Source organism: Herbaspirillum rhizosphaerae (genome assembly GCF_046025915.1).
GTDB lineage: Bacteria > Pseudomonadota > Gammaproteobacteria > Burkholderiales > Burkholderiaceae_D > Herbaspirillum > Herbaspirillum rhizosphaerae_A.
In genome coordinates, this window is record NZ_JAQQFR010000009.1 from 1 (window position 1) to 18,070 (window position 18,070).

Annotated in this window: 17 protein-coding genes; 7 read left to right on the forward strand and 10 right to left on the reverse strand. The window is 53.6% G+C overall.

All coding sequences use genetic code 11. The annotated features are described in order from the left end of the window. From PQR63_RS14255 to PQR63_RS14265, 3 genes are all read left to right on the forward strand, one after another. Positions 1 to 451: helix-turn-helix domain-containing protein (locus PQR63_RS14255; protein ID WP_408168597.1), on the forward strand; the 451-nt coding region annotated here is incomplete at its 5' end. A 714-nt stretch (positions 452 to 1,165) separates the two neighbouring features. Beyond that, positions 1,166 to 1,501 (forward strand): helix-turn-helix domain-containing protein, encoded by a 336-nt coding sequence (locus PQR63_RS14260; protein ID WP_408168598.1) that lies wholly within the window; start codon positions 1,166 to 1,168, stop codon positions 1,499 to 1,501. Between the two features lie 42 nt (positions 1,502 to 1,543). Next, the gene (locus PQR63_RS14265) at positions 1,544 to 1,777 is read left to right on the forward strand and encodes a CCDC90 family protein (RefSeq protein ID WP_408168599.1); all 234 of its coding nucleotides are present in this window, start codon (positions 1,544 to 1,546) and stop codon (positions 1,775 to 1,777) included. A gap of 44 nt (positions 1,778 to 1,821) precedes the next feature. Here the strand turns inward: PQR63_RS14265 and PQR63_RS14270 are convergent, their stop codons facing one another. Together PQR63_RS14270 and PQR63_RS14275 are read right to left on the reverse strand one after the other, a co-directional pair. Beyond that, the gene (locus PQR63_RS14270; RefSeq protein ID WP_408168600.1) at positions 1,822 to 3,246 is read right to left on the reverse strand and encodes an AAA family ATPase; all 1,425 of its coding nucleotides are present in this window, start codon (positions 3,244 to 3,246) and stop codon (positions 1,822 to 1,824) included. A gap of 32 nt (positions 3,247 to 3,278) precedes the next feature. Then, positions 3,279 to 3,749, reverse strand: a complete 471-nt coding sequence (locus tag PQR63_RS14275) for a hypothetical protein (RefSeq protein WP_408168601.1) — start codon at positions 3,747 to 3,749, stop codon at positions 3,279 to 3,281. 137 nt (positions 3,750 to 3,886) lie between these two features. On the opposite strand from PQR63_RS14275, the gene PQR63_RS14280 reads away from it, so the two are divergent. Both PQR63_RS14280 and PQR63_RS14285 read left to right on the forward strand, forming a co-directional pair. Then, positions 3,887 to 4,522, forward strand: coding sequence for a hypothetical protein (locus PQR63_RS14280; protein WP_408168602.1), 636 nt, complete (start codon positions 3,887 to 3,889; stop codon positions 4,520 to 4,522). Between the two features lie 64 nt (positions 4,523 to 4,586). Beyond that, on the forward strand, positions 4,587 to 5,108 hold the full coding sequence (locus tag PQR63_RS14285; protein WP_408168603.1) for a DUF2628 domain-containing protein: 522 nt from the start codon (positions 4,587 to 4,589) through the stop codon (positions 5,106 to 5,108). 100 nt (positions 5,109 to 5,208) lie between these two features. Here PQR63_RS14285 and PQR63_RS14290 read toward each other — a convergent pair whose 3' ends face one another. From PQR63_RS14290 to gcvA, 3 genes are all read right to left on the reverse strand, one after another. After that, positions 5,209 to 5,979, reverse strand: a complete 771-nt coding sequence (locus PQR63_RS14290) for an SDR family oxidoreductase (protein ID WP_408168604.1) — start codon at positions 5,977 to 5,979, stop codon at positions 5,209 to 5,211. Positions 5,980 to 6,033: 54 nt separating this feature from the next. Then, positions 6,034 to 6,861: an EamA family transporter gene (locus tag PQR63_RS14295; RefSeq protein ID WP_408168605.1), complete on the reverse strand. Its 828-nt coding sequence runs from the start codon at positions 6,859 to 6,861 to the stop codon at positions 6,034 to 6,036. An 85-nt stretch (positions 6,862 to 6,946) separates the two neighbouring features. Next, positions 6,947 to 7,852, reverse strand: coding sequence for a transcriptional regulator GcvA (gene gcvA / locus PQR63_RS14300; RefSeq protein ID WP_408168606.1), 906 nt, complete (start codon positions 7,850 to 7,852; stop codon positions 6,947 to 6,949). Positions 7,853 to 8,038: 186 nt separating this feature from the next. On the opposite strand from gcvA, the gene PQR63_RS14305 reads away from it, so the two are divergent. Then, positions 8,039 to 8,869 (forward strand): VOC family protein, encoded by an 831-nt coding sequence (locus tag PQR63_RS14305; RefSeq protein ID WP_408168607.1) that lies wholly within the window; start codon positions 8,039 to 8,041, stop codon positions 8,867 to 8,869. Between the two features lie 9 nt (positions 8,870 to 8,878). Here PQR63_RS14305 and PQR63_RS14310 read toward each other — a convergent pair whose 3' ends face one another. The 5 genes from PQR63_RS14310 to pdxR form a co-directional block, all read right to left on the reverse strand. Beyond that, a complete protein-coding gene (locus tag PQR63_RS14310; RefSeq protein WP_408168609.1) occupies positions 8,879 to 10,573 on the reverse strand; it encodes an EAL domain-containing protein in 1,695 nt (564 codons plus the stop codon). A 48-nt stretch (positions 10,574 to 10,621) separates the two neighbouring features. After that, positions 10,622 to 10,813: a hypothetical protein gene (locus PQR63_RS14315; RefSeq protein ID WP_408168610.1), complete on the reverse strand. Its 192-nt coding sequence runs from the start codon at positions 10,811 to 10,813 to the stop codon at positions 10,622 to 10,624. A gap of 226 nt (positions 10,814 to 11,039) precedes the next feature. Next, positions 11,040 to 12,704 (reverse strand): bifunctional aspartate transaminase/aspartate 4-decarboxylase, encoded by a 1,665-nt coding sequence (locus PQR63_RS14320; RefSeq protein ID WP_408168611.1) that lies wholly within the window; start codon positions 12,702 to 12,704, stop codon positions 11,040 to 11,042. A gap of 98 nt (positions 12,705 to 12,802) precedes the next feature. Further along, entirely contained in the window at positions 12,803 to 14,491 is a 1,689-nt protein-coding gene (gene aspT, locus PQR63_RS14325; RefSeq protein ID WP_408168612.1) for an aspartate-alanine antiporter, read from the reverse strand. A gap of 501 nt (positions 14,492 to 14,992) precedes the next feature. Then, entirely contained in the window at positions 14,993 to 16,549 is a 1,557-nt protein-coding gene (gene pdxR / locus PQR63_RS14330; protein WP_408168614.1) for a MocR-like pyridoxine biosynthesis transcription factor PdxR, read from the reverse strand. A gap of 114 nt (positions 16,550 to 16,663) precedes the next feature. Between pdxR and gabT the strand changes: the two genes are divergently transcribed. Continuing rightward, positions 16,664 to 18,022: a 4-aminobutyrate--2-oxoglutarate transaminase gene (gabT, locus tag PQR63_RS14335; RefSeq protein ID WP_408168615.1), complete on the forward strand. Its 1,359-nt coding sequence runs from the start codon at positions 16,664 to 16,666 to the stop codon at positions 18,020 to 18,022. Positions 18,023 to 18,070: the final 48 nt, after the last annotated feature.

Consider the following 18,070-nt stretch of genomic DNA (forward strand, 5'->3'; position numbering starts at 1 on the left):
GCAGGAACTAGGATTGTCGATAGCACAACTTTCCAGGCTGGCAGGACTCTCTAGAAAAACGGTTAGCCAGCTTGAGCAAGGACAGCTTAAGGACATGGGTTTTTACAAATTGCAAATCCTCCTTCAGCTCCTAGGACTATCCTTTGGTTCGCTGTCGATCACCGGTCGAGAGCGAAAACAAGGCCTATGGATGGCAGCTCAAAATACAAACGTCAGCTATAAAAGCCAGATATCAACAGAGGAACTGCGGGCTGTTCTTTTGACTTTGCAAGTGCCAAATAGGATAAAGACCAACGTAATACATTTCCTGGATGAAGCTCCATTGTCCATGCTGACTATGGCAGTGGAAGAAACAGGAGGTACGCCGGAAGAACGAAAAGCGATTTGGGGCAATATCAAGAAGCTGGCTAAACTACTACAGGTCGAGCGTGGGGGGCTGTGGAGGAAGTAGCGCTGATGATCTCGGACGTCTAATTACACAAGCGACAAAGAGAGTAGGGAGCGCGGATGGACGTCGCTTCTTAATGAGGAATGAAAATATGCTAGGCAAGGCTGCTACCCCTAGGCAGCGCTTGGCAGAAATTGAGCAAAAACGCCGGGCCCAGATCGCAGCACAAGCGGCTATCCGAGAGAAGAATCGTTGCGACCTTAAAATCCGAAATCTTTGCCGTAAAGCTCTCTGGGTTGGAGAAATTTGTAACTCAGATATTTGGCTACCGCCTAGTAAGGTATGGGAGAACTCGGCCTCACATGTGCAGCCGGATGAAAGTTCGGATATTTGGAAGGTTCTGATTGAGCATGAGGCTTACCGAACGAGAGGCTAGCTCATATAGGGCATTGTGCCAGGCAAACACAACGCAGGCCCTTGGGAACAGCAGAAAGCGACAGAACCTGGATATCGGCTGCAAAGCTCATGGGCATGCGGCCGACCGGTACAAGCAGTGCCACAGCCGCTTGGGAACAAATTTCTGCACAGAGTGGATACAACTTTATGCAAACCAACGAGTGCGTTTATCCAGGCTTTCCTTAAACATATACTATTTTACATAATGTAAATTATGCGAATTTTAAGTCTTGGCAAAAAGTCTCAACAATGTTCAATTCGGCAACACTTTTAGCCCATCTTGCCGATACCTCCTTCACGCCAACCAACTCGAAAAACATCATGCGTTATCCAAACTCCCGTTACGGTAATCCGGTTGAATTTCAGTACTACGCCCAAGGTCAGCCAGCCAGCGAGATCGCCAAGCGCCTCAAACGCGACAAGCGCACTGTCCAGCGATGGCTCAACGGCAAACAGAAAATGCCGTGGTGGATTCCAGAGATCATGCGACTACAGCGCCTTGAATATGACCTATGGATGCACCAGACCGGTCTAGGCCGCATGCGTACCAAGCTCGGCGTCGCCAGCGCTGACGTGATCGCGTTCAAAGATATCCGGCAGCCAGATGACCTACCGGCACCGACTCAAACCGGCCAAGGCAACAGCCAGGCTGCTTAATCCCACTAAATGCTATACTTTTGACAGAAACGACCCACTCATATGACAACCGTGACTTTTGACACCCACCAGTTCATTAAAAAGCTTGAAGCCGCAGGCTTAGCCGAAGCTCAGGCGGAAGCTATTTCCGAAGCAATTAAAACCGCGTCGGACACCGCTGATACAGTGTCGAAAAAAGACCTACAAATCGAACTGGCTCCGATCAGAACCGATTTGACGGTGCTCGGTCTTATCGTCGCAGGCGTCGCCGCCCTCGTCCTGAAATCGTTTTTCTAACGACATTAAGCCCCAAAAAACTAAAGCCCCGCAAGGGGCTTTTTTTAGACAATTAAATTATTCACGACTTTCTCACCAAGATAATTGGCGAGACTATTTGGAGTTTCCCACCGGGCATTTACCATCATTCCAATACATTGCCCAACAACGACTTCCCACGGTTTATTACTACCCATGATCCCCATTAGATCATTTCTGATCGTCTTAAGGTCGTAGTCTTTTCTCAAAAAATCTCCAGCCTGAAATTTCCTCATCTCTTCAATATGGATGTGATCATCATTTCGGACGATCCATTCCTCTATCTTTACCTTCAAAGCTTCCCACGAGGTGTTAAGTCTTGCAAGCACATCGTCGCATAACAGCAGGTTTTCGGCAGCACGACAAGAAAGCCTCATTCTTATTAGCGGCAAAATATCATTGATGAAATCATCTGTCTCGTCACGATCCCTCAGGGAAAAAGCTTTGGGATTATCATAAATAGAAGAGACTACGCTAGCAATTTCAATCTCATATTCGTTTAAATTATTAATGCTATCTACTGCGCACGGAAATATTTTTATCCTACCTTTGGATGTTCGGACGGCCTGCTGCCAAACTCTCTCATCATCTTCACCCTCTACAAGCAATATCGGCGATTCATTGAAAATATTAGACAATGGATGAGCACCAAAAACAGGAAGAACCTTCCGATATAGATCGCTTATAGGTCTCATTTGAATAATCTTTTGGCCCGCATTTATAAAAGCCACTGATACATCTTTGTATTCTTGTTCACTAAAGGCCCCTAAAAATGAAGTGCTGTGCGTTGCTGCAATAATTCGGAAATTTGACTTCTCAACGAGAGTCTTCAAAAACTTGCCGAACCTAGCCTGAAGATCGGGGTGCAGATGCGCGTCAGGTTCGTCTAAGAATAAAATATTTTCTTTCCCGGGCGTGGCCTCTTTAGAGAAAACCAAACACTCAATCGCTAAGGCGATCAGCTCTGATTCACCGCTACTAATTTGCTGTGGCGTTAATTGAACCCCGTCTGTCTTGTAGATTTTAAAATCATTGTCTTCTCTTCTTATTTGTACATTGTCGAGCAACAAATTTATCAAATCAACAGTGTCTTGAAACGATTCTGCGGGCAACGAGTTTTGGACGTTTTTTTCCATTTCACGAAGGGCCAGAAGTTCCAATTTTCGATAATTAAGTAAAGTATTTTCTTTAAATTGATTGAATTGATTTTGTCGACTCTGATTTTCCAGCCAAACCTGATTACTAATATTTTGCGCCACGGTCGCATTAAACATCAAAGCTCCTCCACGTTCCGGAGCTATGTAGCGCAATTGCGAAAATCTGGCGTCCCCGCGAAGATGCGTATCAAACGCTTTCAGTGCCGTACTTTTTCCACACCCATTTTTCCCCATAAAAATATTTATTAAATTTAAATCCTTAACTACATAGTCACCATTCCCAACGATTTCCATTTTTAATTTCCCCCTAGTTAGCTTTACTCATTTTAAAACGGTTCCAGTACGTCTCCGCCATTATGCGGCCCTGTTGCAATCCAAATTACGTCAAGGGCCTTGTTGTACCAAAACTGTGCACCATCAAGCAGACCTGATTCGGCGATGGCAAACGCCGTTTGAACAGCGCCCAAGGCCGTCATGCTGGCAATGGGCCAGCTTTGCATCTCCGGCTTAGGAATTCCCCGCGATGCGAAATAGCGCTTTTGATCCAGTTCGCGGCAATCCATATCCTTCCCACAGTATTTAGCGATATAAGCCGCCAGTTTGTGCACGCCCTCTTTCCCAAAACCGAACTTGGCCGGGTTGCGAACATCAATGTTCGACAATGAGCGCCCTTGCTCATCGACGCCCACAATGCTCGACCAGATAGAGCGCAGCAAATGATAGGACTGACGACCATTCTCGGCTCTGTGGAAGTGCAGCGCGCCGGTCTTATTTTTCCGGTAAGTAAGCGTGATCATGCGATCACACCAATGAAGATAATCTGCCGTTGCGACATCACCGATCCATTGTCAATTCCCTGCTTTCATGGCAGCATGCTGAGCGCTATTGGTCGGCATCTTAAGAAAAAACATTAATAAATAATGAGGGGGTAAAGATGAAAAAAATCATCCGCAGTAGCATGGTCTGCAGTGTTCTTTCCAGCATTTTTCTGACGGCTTGCGCGCCCCTTCCTGGTCATGGCGTACTTAAGCCCGATGTGCTTGCCATTGGCGAAGATGAATCCATCCTCGTGATCGGAGTTACCCAGCCATACTATGCCGTCAATTTCAAAACGATTGACTACCGGGGGCCTAAAAATACGCCCGCGAACCAATGGCTCATAGGCACGCCGGTTGACGGCTACGTAGTTGGCCATGTCGCATCAGGAATCACGATGGAGAGTACGACTGTGCGTCGCACCCTCAACTCCGAAAAGGGATTGATGGGAAAAATCTACGAGTCTTGCGGCGGTGGCGACAAGGCCGTATTCAATGTTCCCAAGGGTAAGGTGCTTTACCTCGGGGATTTCGATTTTAGTCCGTCGGAAGAGCAAAACGCATCTTCCAACTCGTGGCTGAGACTGCACTTCAATTACAAAGACAACATTGCAGCCGCGACAGCTTATTTGAAGAAGAACTATCCAAACCTGGCTGATCGTTTGGAGAAGGCGGATGTGCAGATTATCAAGGCGTCGAATACGTGTCCGAAGCCGACGACACAAATGTTTATCATGGTGCCGACCAAGAAATGAAGATAGTTTTTCCAATCCCCATTAGAGCGCTCCTCATCAATCAGAAGATCTATCAACACACATCATGAGCATATCGATTCTGTCAAAAGAGACTTGCGGAGACGACTCCATTTCTCAAGCTGAATTCAGCGCCTTTACCGGTGGAGGAATTTATCCTAATGAATGGATAAAGTATCGCGAGGGGAAATCCCGGCATCTCGGCTGGAATGGATGGGCGGCCATATTGGGAGCACAATGGTTTTTCTATAGGAAGCTCTATACCCAGGGCGCATTGGCTGCACTCGTTGAATTGATCCTGTTCAGTCCGATGTTCTTGTTTGGTGATTTTTTTAGAAACCTTATTGGTTCGGTCAATGCCTTCTTTTACTTGATTTGTGCGAGTTGGCTTCTGCTGATCAGAATCGGTATCGGCTATTGGGCTAACGCCGCCTATTATAAAAAAGCTGTGGCGGTGATCAGGGAAGCTGATCTGCTGAATCTGGACAATGACGCTCACCTTAGAGTGATCAAGAGTGAGGGCGGGATCAATGTCCCTGCGTTTCTGCTGGCGTACGTTGCCTATGCCGTTCTGGCACGACTTGGTTGACGGACAATAAGACGATCAATTGCCGTGATCGCCTCGGCGAAAATTTTGTTTCGATAAGGGCGCAATTAAAAGAAGACACGCCCTCCTCGTCAGGCATTGTTCACTTCCCCCCAGTAACATCAAGAAACGTCCCCGTGATAAAAGATGCCTCGGTGCTCGCCAGCCATAAAATCGCGCGCGCTACCTCTTCAGGTTGGCCGCCTCTGCCCATGGGGATCGAGTCCTTCACGCGATCTACGCGTCCCGGCTCTCCGCCGCTGGCGTGCATCTCCGTATAGATATGTCCGGGGCGGATGCAGTTGACGCGTATTCCTTCCCGGGCGACTTCTTTGGCGAAGCCGGTGGTGAATGTTTCGACGGCGCCTTTTGATGCGGCATAGTCGACATATTCATTTGGACTGCCGAGTCGGGCGGATGCCGACGAGATATTGATGACAGAACCACCTCGTCCGTTGTGACGATAGGACATGCGCTTCGTCGCCTGTTGGGCACAAAGAATGGGGCCAATGGCGTTGACTGCGAAGATGCGTTGCATCCGCTCGAATGGGAGGTCCTCAAGCCGGGTCTGCGGTGCAAGTACCGCCGCATTGTTGACCAGTACGTCGAGCCGTCCGAACTCCCGGTCGATTGCGCCAAACAGTTGGGCGACCTGCTCTGGATCCGCGCTGTCTGCGCGAATCGCCAAAGCTTTGCGTCCGGTGGCCTCGACATCAGTCTTCACGGCTAGCGCAGCGGACTCGTTGGAAACAAAGCTGATGGCCACATCATAACCTGCTGCGGCAGCAAGCCGCGCAGTGGCTGCTCCTACGCCGCGACTTCCGCCGGTGATCAGGATGACCGGTGCTTGAGTGATTTGAGGAAATGTATCCATTTGGTAAGCCTCCACGGGGTGATGAATTATTAATTGCAGTCAAATTTGCTGCTGTCAGCCGATGATGATCGTACCGATGGCAATCACGGCGCACGCCAGCACTTTGCGGATCGTCAATTTCTCGCCCAAGAAAAAGTACCCGATCACTGCTGCGAACAGCACACTGGTTTCGCGCAATGCAGATACTGCTCCCATGGGGGCGCCAGACATGGCGTAGATGACTATTCCATAGGCCAGAAGAGAAACCAGTCCGCCGATGAAGGCCGTGACGAATCCTGGGCGGATAGTCAATAAACTGCTTGCACCGCGCAGGCCGATGTAGACGGGCGGCATCAAGACTCCCCACAAAGCGCACATCCACGCCGTATATGCCATGGGCGCGCCGGACAGCCGCACGCCGATACCGTCCGTCACGCTGTAGGCGGCAATGAAACATCCGGTGCCCAGCGCGTACGGCAGACTGGGGACCGCAAGCTTGCGTCCTTTAAAGGCCAGGGAAATAATGCCGCCCGATACCAGAGTAATGCCGAACAGGGCGTTCATCCCAACGCTCTCCCCTGCGCAAACTGAGGCGGCGATGGTGATCAATATGGGAGAGGAGCCGCGAGAAATCGGGTAGGTTTGTCCCAAGTCTCCGACCTGATAGCTCCTGACGAGAAACAGGTTGTAGCCGACATGCAGCCCGGCTGAAAGTGCGGCGTACATCCAGCTGGCTTTGGCCGGAGGCTCCAGAAACAAGGCGATTGTGGCGCTGGCAATGGCTACGGCCACGCACATGACGGTCATCGTCCAGAGCCGGTCGGCGCCGCCACGGAGGAGCGCATTCCAGCCTGCGTGCAACAGCGCTGCAAAAAGTATGAGTAAAACGATATGAAAAGGCATACGCCATATTAAGCAGACCGGCGTTGCGATTAAAGCGAAGTCTCCTCATTGTGGGATGAGCAAATCCTCATGCATTGTTATGCGCTTATTGATAATCTTGTTGTGCCTTGCTTGATTCGGCAAGGAGCCAGTTACGAAAACTGACGACGTGGGATTGCGACTCTATCCCTTTGGGACAAACGAAATAGTAGGCAACCGGGGATGGAAACGGCAGATCGAATAGCCTGGCCAGACTACCATCGCTGATTTCAGCCTCGACATGCCCGCTTCGCGCCAGAGCTATTCCCTGCCCTAGCAATGCCGCCTCAATGGTCATGTTGGTGTCGGCGAAGCGGACATTCTCCTTGAGTGCTGAAATGCTGACGCCTACCTGTTGAAACCAAAGCTCCCATTTAGGCACCAGGTCTGCGCCGTCGCGTGTCAACAGCGGATAGCGCAATAGTTCGGCGGGTTCGCGTGGCGTCCCGAAGCGTTTCAACAGATCAGGACTGGCAACCGGAAAAATCTGTTCTCTGAACATGAATTCCGAGTGCAGGCCTCGATAATTTCCATTGCCAAAGCGAATCGCAACGTCTGACTCGTTGCTTGAAAAATTGATGGCCTTGTCGGTGGTTTCCAGCGTGACCAGGATTTCGGGATGTTGCTGCGACAGACTTGGCAAGCGTGGCAGCAACCACTTTAGCGCAAATGAATAGGTTGTACTGACCTTGAGTCGAACCCTGCCCTTTTGTTCTCTCAGATCGGAGAGTGTAGCCTCCAGATTCATGAAGAATTCACGGACGATCGGCGCGAGCGCTGCGCCTGCGGGTGTCAGGCTCAATGATTTCCCCCGCTGAAATAACTGCAATCCCCATAGTTCTTCGAGGTTCTTCAACTGATGGCTTACTGCGCTTTGGGTGACATGCAATTCTTCCGAGGCAGCAGTGAATGTTGCGTGCCGTGTCGCAACCTCAAAGGCGCGTAAAGTGGCGGTAGGAGGCAGATCTCTCATAAGTTTCTCCGCAGGCTTTTAAAACAGATTCATGAATGAAAGCTCATGATAAAACATCTTGGCATTCTGCGAGAGCCGCTGATTCTTGACTCCGTTATCGTTATCCTGCTCTGAGGTAAACTGCATTTCAAACAATCCTCGCGTCCTGAATTCCATTTCCTCTCATTTCCTCTCATCCCAATAGTCATGAGCTTGCACAACACCCAAATACAATCCGCGGTCAGTCAGAGCCCGGCTTCACTCGACCATCTGGTGATCAATACCCACTACGACATCGACGCCGCCCAGGCATTATTGGAGGGACTGGGCTTCACCATCACCCCGCGCGGCTATCACACCCTAGGGTCAGTGAATCATCTGATCGTCCTTGCCGGCGGTTATCTGGAATTAATCGGCCAGCCGCGCGATAGTGACAAGGTGCGCCAGGAAATCCTCGACAGTCCGGTCGGCATCGACGGTTTGGTCTATGCCGTGGAGGATGTGCAGGCCTGTCACGACGATTGGATTGCGATGGGATTGAAGACGACACCGGTTCAGCATTTTTCGCGTCCGGTGGACGTTGACGGCAAGGCGATTGATGCGCGGTTTTCTACGGTCCGGCTGTTGCCTGGACAATTTGCGGCAGGCCGTGTTTATGCCTGTCGTCATCTGACGCCGGAGCTGGTCTGGCGGCAGGAATGGATGTCGCATCCGAATGGCGTGCGGGGCATTGTCAGCATGCTGGTGGTGGATAAGGATCCTGCGCAAGCAGCGGACGATTACGGCCGCATGGGGCGCTGGGGTGTGGATTTTGAGCTGGAGTTTACGGACGTGGATAGTTTGCCGGCGCGATTTGGGGAGCTTGCCGGGTATGCGCCGCAGCGTGACGCGTTTTTTGCTGCGATCCGTTTTCGCGGTGGTGATCGCAAGGACATTGCCGTCCGGGCGCGATCGCTGGGGTTGCCGATGCGGGAAGATGCCGACAGGCTTACGCTGGCGCTGCCGGCGTTTCAGGTCTTGCTTGAGTTTGTTGAATAAGACAGGACATCAATCATCGGCGTGGCTTGTTAACGCCGGGGCTTGCAGCGGAGGTGGCTGATCCTGCTTGCTTCGCTGACTATAGGCATGAGGGCCATCTATACGGCGGGAATCGGACAACTTTTGCGCGAGTTCAGCAATCGGCATCGGTTTGGAATACAACCATCCCTGGGCATATTTCACGCCTTGCTGACGCAGATAATCGACTTGCTCTTGTCGTTCGACACCTTCTGCGATGACTTCCAATCCCAGGGTCTTTGCCATTTGCACGATATGCGGGACAACGCTGCGGGTTGCGGCATCGGTGCCGATCGTGTCGACGAAGGATTTGTCGATTTTCAAGAAATCCAGATCAAGCGAGACAAGGTAGGAAAGGCCGCAATAGCCGGTGCCGAAATCGTCGATGGCGATGCGCAAGCCGCCTTCGCGCATGAGGCCGATATTGCGGCGGGCATATTCGATTTTCAGCAGAGATCCCTCGGTCACTTCTACCGTCACGCGATTCTCATCAATGCCGAAACTGGCAAGTTGGCTGCGAAGCCGGTCGAGCGACCCGGTGGATTCCAGATCTGAGGCAGCAAAATTAATATTGATGGGGAAATCGGGATAACGCCGGAGGAATTGGGCAAGGTCCTTAACGACCATTTCGATCACTCTGGCAGTCAGTCGCGGCATGAGTCCGGTGATCTCGGCAATCGGGATGAACACATCCGGTGCAATGACTTGCCCGCTGCGTTGGCGCCAGCGCACCAGCGATTCGGCGCCGACCCAGCGTCCGGAATCAAGTTCGACGATGGGCTGGTACAGCATGTAGAGCTGTGCTTCGCTCTTGATGGCTTCTCGTAGTTGAAAACGCATGCCCAGGTGTCTGCGGGCAAAAAGAATGGCCAGTCCGGCCAGGCACAATCCTGCAATGACTCCCAAGGGGACAAAGAAGTAGGCATAGTTGCGCCATGCGGCGTAGAGCTGTGTCACCGGAAATGCGCAATAGCTGACAAACAAGTAGCGTTCGGAACTTGCCAACGCAATGACGCTGGTTGAAGTAACGAAATGGCGGCGTTCCCCTTTTTTGAGATCGGTACGAAACCACTTCTCTTGTGATTCTCCTCTGCCGAGAATGGGAATTCCACTCGTCACCCCATAGGTTCCCAGCGCCAGTTTTTGGTCTGATTTGGCCACATCCAGCGCAAGATCGGGAAGCGCGAACGCGGTGAATCCGGTAGAGACATGTGTGACGGCTACATAGATGCCCATTTCCTCCAGGGTCAGTTTCACCTTGTTGCGAACGGCATTATTCTTTTCGGTGACAAATGTTGGCGGCCCCAGGTCAATACCCTCGCCATGGTCTCCGTAAGAAGAGCACATCAGGCGATTTCCACGTGTGTATCCGATCAGTTGCAAGTAGCTTGAACTGATATTTTCACGGCGCATGAGATCAATGTTGGCGGCACTGCAGGGATTGGGATCGTTGCGCGCCTCCAGCTTGTCGAGGGCGTGTTGCATCTGGTCGCTTACCATCTCACTGCGTTGAAGCACTTCTTCCGCGACGAATGAGGTCTGGGCAAAGAGATCGCGTTCAGCCTGGACATAGCTAAGGCGGCCTGCCGCTACTAAGCAGGCCAGAATAATCAGGACGGCAAACAAATATGCGCCGAACCCTTCGGTCAAGCGAGGAGCAAACTTTCTTCTGGCATTCATGGTCATCCCCGCTTACTCAAATCCGGATGCTGACAACAAGCGATCCGCCCGAACTTATCGCGTTCTTTTATCCAGTTCTTCTTTATAGGTCGTCGTGGCCTCTTTGGCTTTCCGTTGCCGGGCATAGTGCTCGGACATCGATCGCCAGTAATGCAGTTGCTCGAAATACGTCTTTCTGAAACTGGTTGCCTCGGTCGCAATGACACCCTCAACAGGTCGGACCGGCGTTATACGTCTATCGCTCATGTTGCACCTCGATGTTCAGACGTCTCATACGCTGGAAGCGCAGAGACCTGATGCCTTCGTGACAACATACTGCGCGTCACGTACCCATGTTATAGCCGTAATGTGCTGATTCGCGCAATGTTGCCGGATGGAATGATGGCCGGCAACATCACTTGATGGCTGCTGAAATGCAAGAAGCCCGGCATACACCGGGCTTCCTGTCCTTTGATCCAATGTCAGATCATTGTTACTTTTTTGCTTTGACCGTCTTGGGGGCTTTCGCTACCTTCGCCGCCTTCACTACTTTCACGGCCTTACTTTTTGCCCCGCCCTTCTCTTTCTCAAATATCGCGAAATACTCCGAGGCCAACTTTCTGATCGCACGACCGATGTTGGCATAGTCGTATTCGTTGAGATTGGCCAAGGAGACCCGGCCGGATGGATGGGATGCGCCGAAACCTTTGCCCGGCAGCAGGATGACGCCGGTTTCTTCCGCCAACCGGAAGAGTGCTTCGTTGGGTTTCATACGTTTGAGCAGCCATTTGGAAAACTCTTCGCCGTGCATTTGTGCGGCCAGCAACTCCATGTCGAGCAGATGGTAGTACCGCACCGAGTTGGCGTCGTATGGCATGGGCAGACCCAGTTCCCGGTACAGGGCTTCTTTGCGGCGCAGGACGATGCGCTTCATTGCAGCCTTGTAGTTGCCGGCTTCATCCATCAGCGAGAACAAGGAGAACAGGCTCATCTGCGCCTGCACCGGCGTTGACAGACCTGCCGTGTGATTCAGCGCCACAGTGCGACTGTCGGCAACAAGGCGATCGATGAATTTGATCGTGCGTGGCGCCGTGGTGATGGAGCTGTAACGCTCATCGAGCTGGAGAGCGGTCTTTTCCGGCAGTTTGGAGATCAGTTCGTCGATGACGTTGTGCTTGTGCGTGGCGACCACGCCCATGCGCCAGCCAGTTGCGCCGAAGTACTTGGAGAACGAATACACCAGGATGGTGTTGTACGGGCAGATCGCAAACAGCGAGGTGAAGTTGTCGGCGAAGGTGGCGTAGACGTCGTCGGTGAGGATGATCAGGTCAGGACGCTTTTTAACGATCTCGGCGATATAGGCCAGCGTCTTGTCGTCGATCTTGACCGATGGCGGATTGCTCGGATTGACCAGGAAGAAGGCCTTGACCTTGGGATCGAGCAGCTTGTCGAGTTCTTTCTTGGTGTATTGCCAGTTGTTCGACTGCGGCGCGTCGATCACCAGCTCAAGCAGGTTGAATTCGGACAGGTGCGGGATCTCGATGTAGGGCGTGAAAATCGGCATGCCCAAGGCAATCGTGTCGCCTTCCTTGATGACGTGATTAGCCTTGAGGCTGCCGAACAGATACGTCATTGCCGCCGTGCCGCCCTCCACCGCATACATGTCGAAATGGCCAACGAAAGGATGCGTGCCGATCATTTCCTTGTGCAGGTAATTGCCGACGATACGTTCGGTCATGCGCAGCATGCGGTCCGGCACGGGATAGTTACAGCCGAGAATGGCTTCGCACATCTCATAGATGAAGTCGCCGGCCGACATGCCGAGTTGATCGCGCACATAAGACACAGCTGCTTCGATGAAGCGGATGCCGGGCACGCCGGCATGGTTTTTGGCGAACAGTTCGAAGCGGGCCTCGATGCCGTCACGCTTGGGAAAACCACCGACGCCGTCCATGTAGATGTAAGAGCGCTCGGCTTCCGACATGGCGAACAGACCGAACTGGAAGAAGCCATGACGCGGCGTAGTGGCGAGAAAATTGGGATTGCCGCGGCCGGCATTGAGCATGAGTTTATTGCTTTGCAACGCGGTTTGTATCAACGCGTCTTTGAGTTCGAATGGGCTCAATAGGGAAAGCTTTGCTGGGTCGCTAAAATCCATGGTGCTGCTCCTTTATTTAAAACGATGCCCTGTGTCAGCGGCGAAAATAGGTGTGAAATCGCAAATCTAAACAGGTGGCCGGTTCGCTTGCACCTGCCCTACACCAGCGCCACAATCAGCGGCCCCAGCAAAGTCAGGAAGACATTGGCAAGCGCGTAAGTGATGGCAAAGGGAACGGTCGGGATGGCGTTCTCGGCCTTGTCGAGGACTTCGCCGAAGGCAGGATTGGCGCTGCGCGAGCCGCTGAGCGCACCGGCAAACACAGCCGTGTTTTCATAACGCAGAACATAGCGTCCAATCAGCATCGTCAGAACCAGCGGCAAGATGGTGACAACCACGCCGACGCCGAATAATGTCAGGCCCTGCGCCTTGACGGTTTGCACGGCCTGCAAGCCGGATGACAAACCAACCACGACGACAAAACCCGCCAGGCCAAGATCCTTGAGGATCTGTACCGCAGCGGTCGGCATCGCGCCGAAGGTCTGCCGCTTTGCCCGCAGCCAGCCGAACAGCAAGCCAGACAACAATGCCCCGCCGCCGCTGCCAAGCGTCAATGGTATCGAACCGACGCGCGCCGTCAGCAAGCCCACCAGCAGACCCACGACCAGACCCGCGCCGAGATAGACAAAGTCAGTTTTTGCGCTGGGTACGAGGACGTAGCCGATCAGCGAAGAAACGCGTTTGACGTCTTGCTCGGAGCCGAACACCGACACCACGTCGCCGATCTGGACGACTGTTTTCTCCTGCAGCGGCAATACCTTGCCCATGCGCATGAGCTGCACGACGTAGATACCATGCTTTACCTGCAGTGCCGTGTTGGTGCGGATATCGCCGACGGTGCGGTTGTGATATTCCTTGTTCGAGAGCACGACATCGCGACGTTCCACGGTCAACTCCATGCCTTCAATGCCGTACAGCTCCTTGCTGAACATCGGCACCACGTTGATCATCGCCTGCCTGCGGCCGACGGCAAGTACGATATCGCCGGCTTCCAACGGCAACTCAGGCGCGACCTCAATGATCTTGCCGCCGCGCTTGAGGCGTTCGATCGTGATGCCGTGGGCGGCGTGCTCTTTTTCCAGTTGCTCAATGGTGAGCGTGGTGTGGTCGCCGATCTGATAGATCCGTCCGATCAGATCAGGCGCTGCTTCTTGTTGGCCCGGTGCGAGTACTTGCACACCCGATTGCATGGCGGCTTCAGCACGTACCGCATCTTCTTTGATGCTGCGCCCCATCAGTCTTGGCAGCAGATTCACGCACACCAGAATCGCGCCGAACGAGCCAAACACATAGGTCACGGCATAGCCGACGGCGACGTTGCCCTGCAGGCGTTTGACTTCATCAGCAGCAAGTCCGAGTTTGGCAATGGCGTCACCAGCGGTGCCGATGATGGCCGATTGCGTCAGGCCGCCGGCGGCAACTCCGGCAGCCAACCCTTTGTCGAGGCCGAATAGTTTTGCCATGATGACTACCGTCGCCAGGCCGGTGATGGCCAGCACGGCGGCGAGGATGATTTCACGTATCGACTGCTTGCCCAGCGAGTTGAAAAATTGCGGCCCGCTTTCATAGCCGACGGCGTAGATGAAGAGCGCAAACAGTATCGACTTCACGCCAGGATCGACACTCACACCGACCTGGCTGACCAGCACGGCGACCAGCAACGAACCTGCTACGCCGCCGAGTTGAAATTTACCGAACTGAATTTTGCCGACGTAGTAGCCGACGGCCAGGGATAGGAATAAGGCAATCTCGGGGGAGCGTGCAAACAAATGGTGTAGCCATTCCATGGTTACTGCCTTTCAAGGAGGGGATGTTATTTTTGAAAACGGGATGGAAAAAGAAAATCAACTGCGCGTGAAGTGCGCCGGAGGCGTGACGAATATGTGGGGAAAATGGTGCTGAGTAGCGCTGGATATCTTGTCGGTGACAAGGTAATGAAGGCAGAAAAAGCTGCAACTGCATTGAGCATGAGCGACCCATAACAAGATTTAAATCACGCGATGCGGGCCGGTTGAAATGCCGGGCTTGCATCGATGTATCGACGTGCGGTGGTGATGTGTTCTTACTTGGCTAGGGCTGAATGTGTTATCGGATGACTTCTCCCGAAGTCAGTCGGATATTGCCGCATGGCTATGCGAAGTGGCTAGGATGCGCGTATAAAAGATGGGCGTCAATGCGCTGGATCATGAGAACGATAGAAAAACATACCTCCTTCCGGGCATGTTTTTAAGGCCGTGTTTTGGGCGCCGGCCGGAGGGATGTAAATTGCTTGTTTGATGAGCAACTTATCAGGCAAATGTCTTCTGAAGGTGCGCTTGCCCTACAGGTAATCCTGTCGGGGAAACATGCCGCCGGATGACTTTCGCCAGGGTGTCGAAAGCAGGCCCGATGGCTTCGTCCGGCACGCTCGCATAGCCAAGCAAGAGTCCGCTTCGCGCGGTCTTGGGCGACATGTAATACGTCGACAGCGGACGTACGATGATGCCCTCCTTACGGGCGTCTTCGCAGACCAGCTTGTCATTGCACTCGGGTGGCAGCGACACGGTGAGGTGAAGCCCGGCCTCACCGCCGGTGATGTTCATCTCGTCGCCGAAGTTGCGATGGATAGCTTGCTGCAGCAAGCGTAATCGTTCGGCGTACAGCACACGCATCTTGCGAATGTGCGAGGAAAAATGGCCTTCGGCCATGAAGTCGGCCAGCGTCGCTTGCAGAAACACTTGCCCTGATCGGTACAGCTCGGCCATGCCTGTGCTGAAGGCCGGAGCCAGCGCTTCCGGTACGACCAGAAAGCCGATGCGCAGACCGGGAAACATGATCTTGCTGAAGGTTCCCATGTAGAGCACCCGGTTGTGCGTGTCCATGCCTTGCAGCGATGCCAGCGGCCGGCCGCCGTAGCGGAACTCGCTGTCGTAATCGTCTTCGATGACCCATACCTTGTGCGCAGCGGCGTACTCAAGCAGCATGCGGCGGCGTGACAAGCTCATGACCATGCCAAGCGGATATTGATGGGACGGGGTCGTGCAGATGAAGCGTGGCGGACGGCGCAGATTAGCGAGACGCATGCGCATGCCTTCCTGATCGACCGGGATTGGCACGGATTCAATCCCCAGCGAACTCAACACGCTGCGCGTACCCCAGTAACAAGGATCTTCGATCCAGGCCGAGTCGCCGTGCTCGCCGAGCAGTTTGACGACGGTATCAAGAGATTGATGGATGCCGGTGGTGATCAACACCTGGCTGGCATTGCAATTCACCGAGCGGGAGATGCGCAGGTATTCGGCGATGGCTTCACGCAGTGGGCCGTAACCTGCACCGGGGCCATAGGTCAGCATTTCCGCTTGCGAGCGGCGCCAGTGTTTGTTTTGCAGGCGGCTCCAAACCTTGCTGGGGAATTGCGTGACATCGGGAATGCCGGGCATGAAGGCGCCCCACTGTTTGTCGCTCACACCGGCTTGTCGCGTGAGCATGGCGCCGCGCGCGGAGAGTTCGGATTTGCCGGAAGGATCGGTGAGCGGCACATTGCGCTCGACCGTTTCCGGAATCTGGTCAGGCGCCGTATCGGCGACGAAGGTGCCTGCGCCAGCGCGGCTTTCGAGATAACCCTCGGCCAGCAATTGTTCGTAAGCGTAAGTAACCGTGTTGCGTGACATGCCAAGCTCCCCCGCGAGATCACGCGAAGATGGCAATTGCAAACCGGCAGGCAAGGTTTGGGCAAGGATGGCTTCGCGTATCAGCTGATAAATCTGACGATTGACCGGGGCGCGCGGAATGCGAGCACTTCCCTGGCTTGAAGAAGCGCGATTGACGCGTAGCAGCAAATAATCCGACAAAGAGACGATGCGCAAAGTGGATCCATCAAATATTTAGAATTGGCTCTATATTACAGGTCCATTACAGCTTTAGTATTGCTTCAACGTAGTTTTCTTTCAGTTTCTTCAAAGCGGATACCGGAGCAAGCAATGACATCCAATGCACTCAAGAGCGTCGCACCTGTAGCAGTGACTTCAGTCATATCAATTCCTTCGGCCAAGGCCGTCTCCAATAGTGAACTGCAGGCGCGCAAGAACGCAGCCACGCCACGCGGCGTCGGTGTGATGTGCGACTTTTACGCCGATCGCGCCCTCAATGCCGAGCTGTGGGATGTCGAAGGCCGCCGTTACATCGACTTTGCCGCCGGCATTGCCGTATTGAATACCGGTCATCGTCATCCCAAGCTGCTGGAAGCAATCAGCACCCAGATGGAGCGTTTCACCCATACCGCCTACCAGATCGTTCCCTATGCGAGCTATGTCGAGCTGGCAGAACGTATCAACGCCATCACACCCGGCGAGCACGCCAAGAAGACCGCGCTGTTCAGCACCGGTGCCGAGGCAGTGGAAAACGCCATCAAGATTGCCCGCGCGTCCACCGGCCGCGCCGCCGTCATCGCGTTCTCGGGCGCTTTCCACGGCCGCACGATGATGGGCATGGCGCTGACCGGCAAGGTTGCGCCTTACAAACTGGGCTTCGGTCCTTTCCCCGGCGAGGTATACCACGCGCCCTTCCCGACGGCGCTGCATGGCGTGAGCACTGATGATGCGCTGGCGGCAGTCAACGGCTTGTTCAAAAGCGACGTCGATCCGAAGCGTGTGGCTGCCATCATTATTGAGCCGGTGCAAGGCGAAGGCGGCTTCTATGCAGCGCCGGTGGACTTCATGCGCGGTTTGCGCAAAATCTGCGACGAGCACGGCATCCTGCTGATTGCCGATGAAGTGCAAACCGGTTTTGCGCGTACCGGTAAATTATTTGCAATGGAACATTACGACGTCTTGCCGGACCTGATGACGATGGCCAAGAGCCTGGCAGGCGGTATGCCGCTGGCTGCCGTCTGCGGCCGTGCCGAGGTGATGGATGCGCCGGCGCCGGGCGGTCTGGGCGGCACATACGCCGGCAACCCTTTGGCAGTCGCCTCGGCGCTGGCGGTGCTGGATGTCATCGCGGAAGAAAACCTGGTAACACGCGGTGCACGCCTGGGTTCTGCACTGAAAGACTTCCTCATCGGTCTGGGTGCAAAGACGCCGGCTATCGGTGAAGTACGTGGCCTTGGCGCGATGGTTGCGGTGGAATTCGTCCAGCCCGGCACCGACAAGCCGGATGCGGAATTCGCCAAGCGCGTGCAGAGCAATGCCTTGAAAAATGGTTTGCTGCTGCTGACCTGCGGCAGCTACGGCAACGTGATTCGCTTCTTGTTTCCGCTGACGATTCCGGATACCGTCATGGACGAAGCGCTGGTCATTCTGGAGAAGGCGATCCTCGACGCACACATCGCCAAAGCCTGAGCCGGCATTCATTTCAGCTTTCATTTCCAGATACCCCGAAAGAGCAAG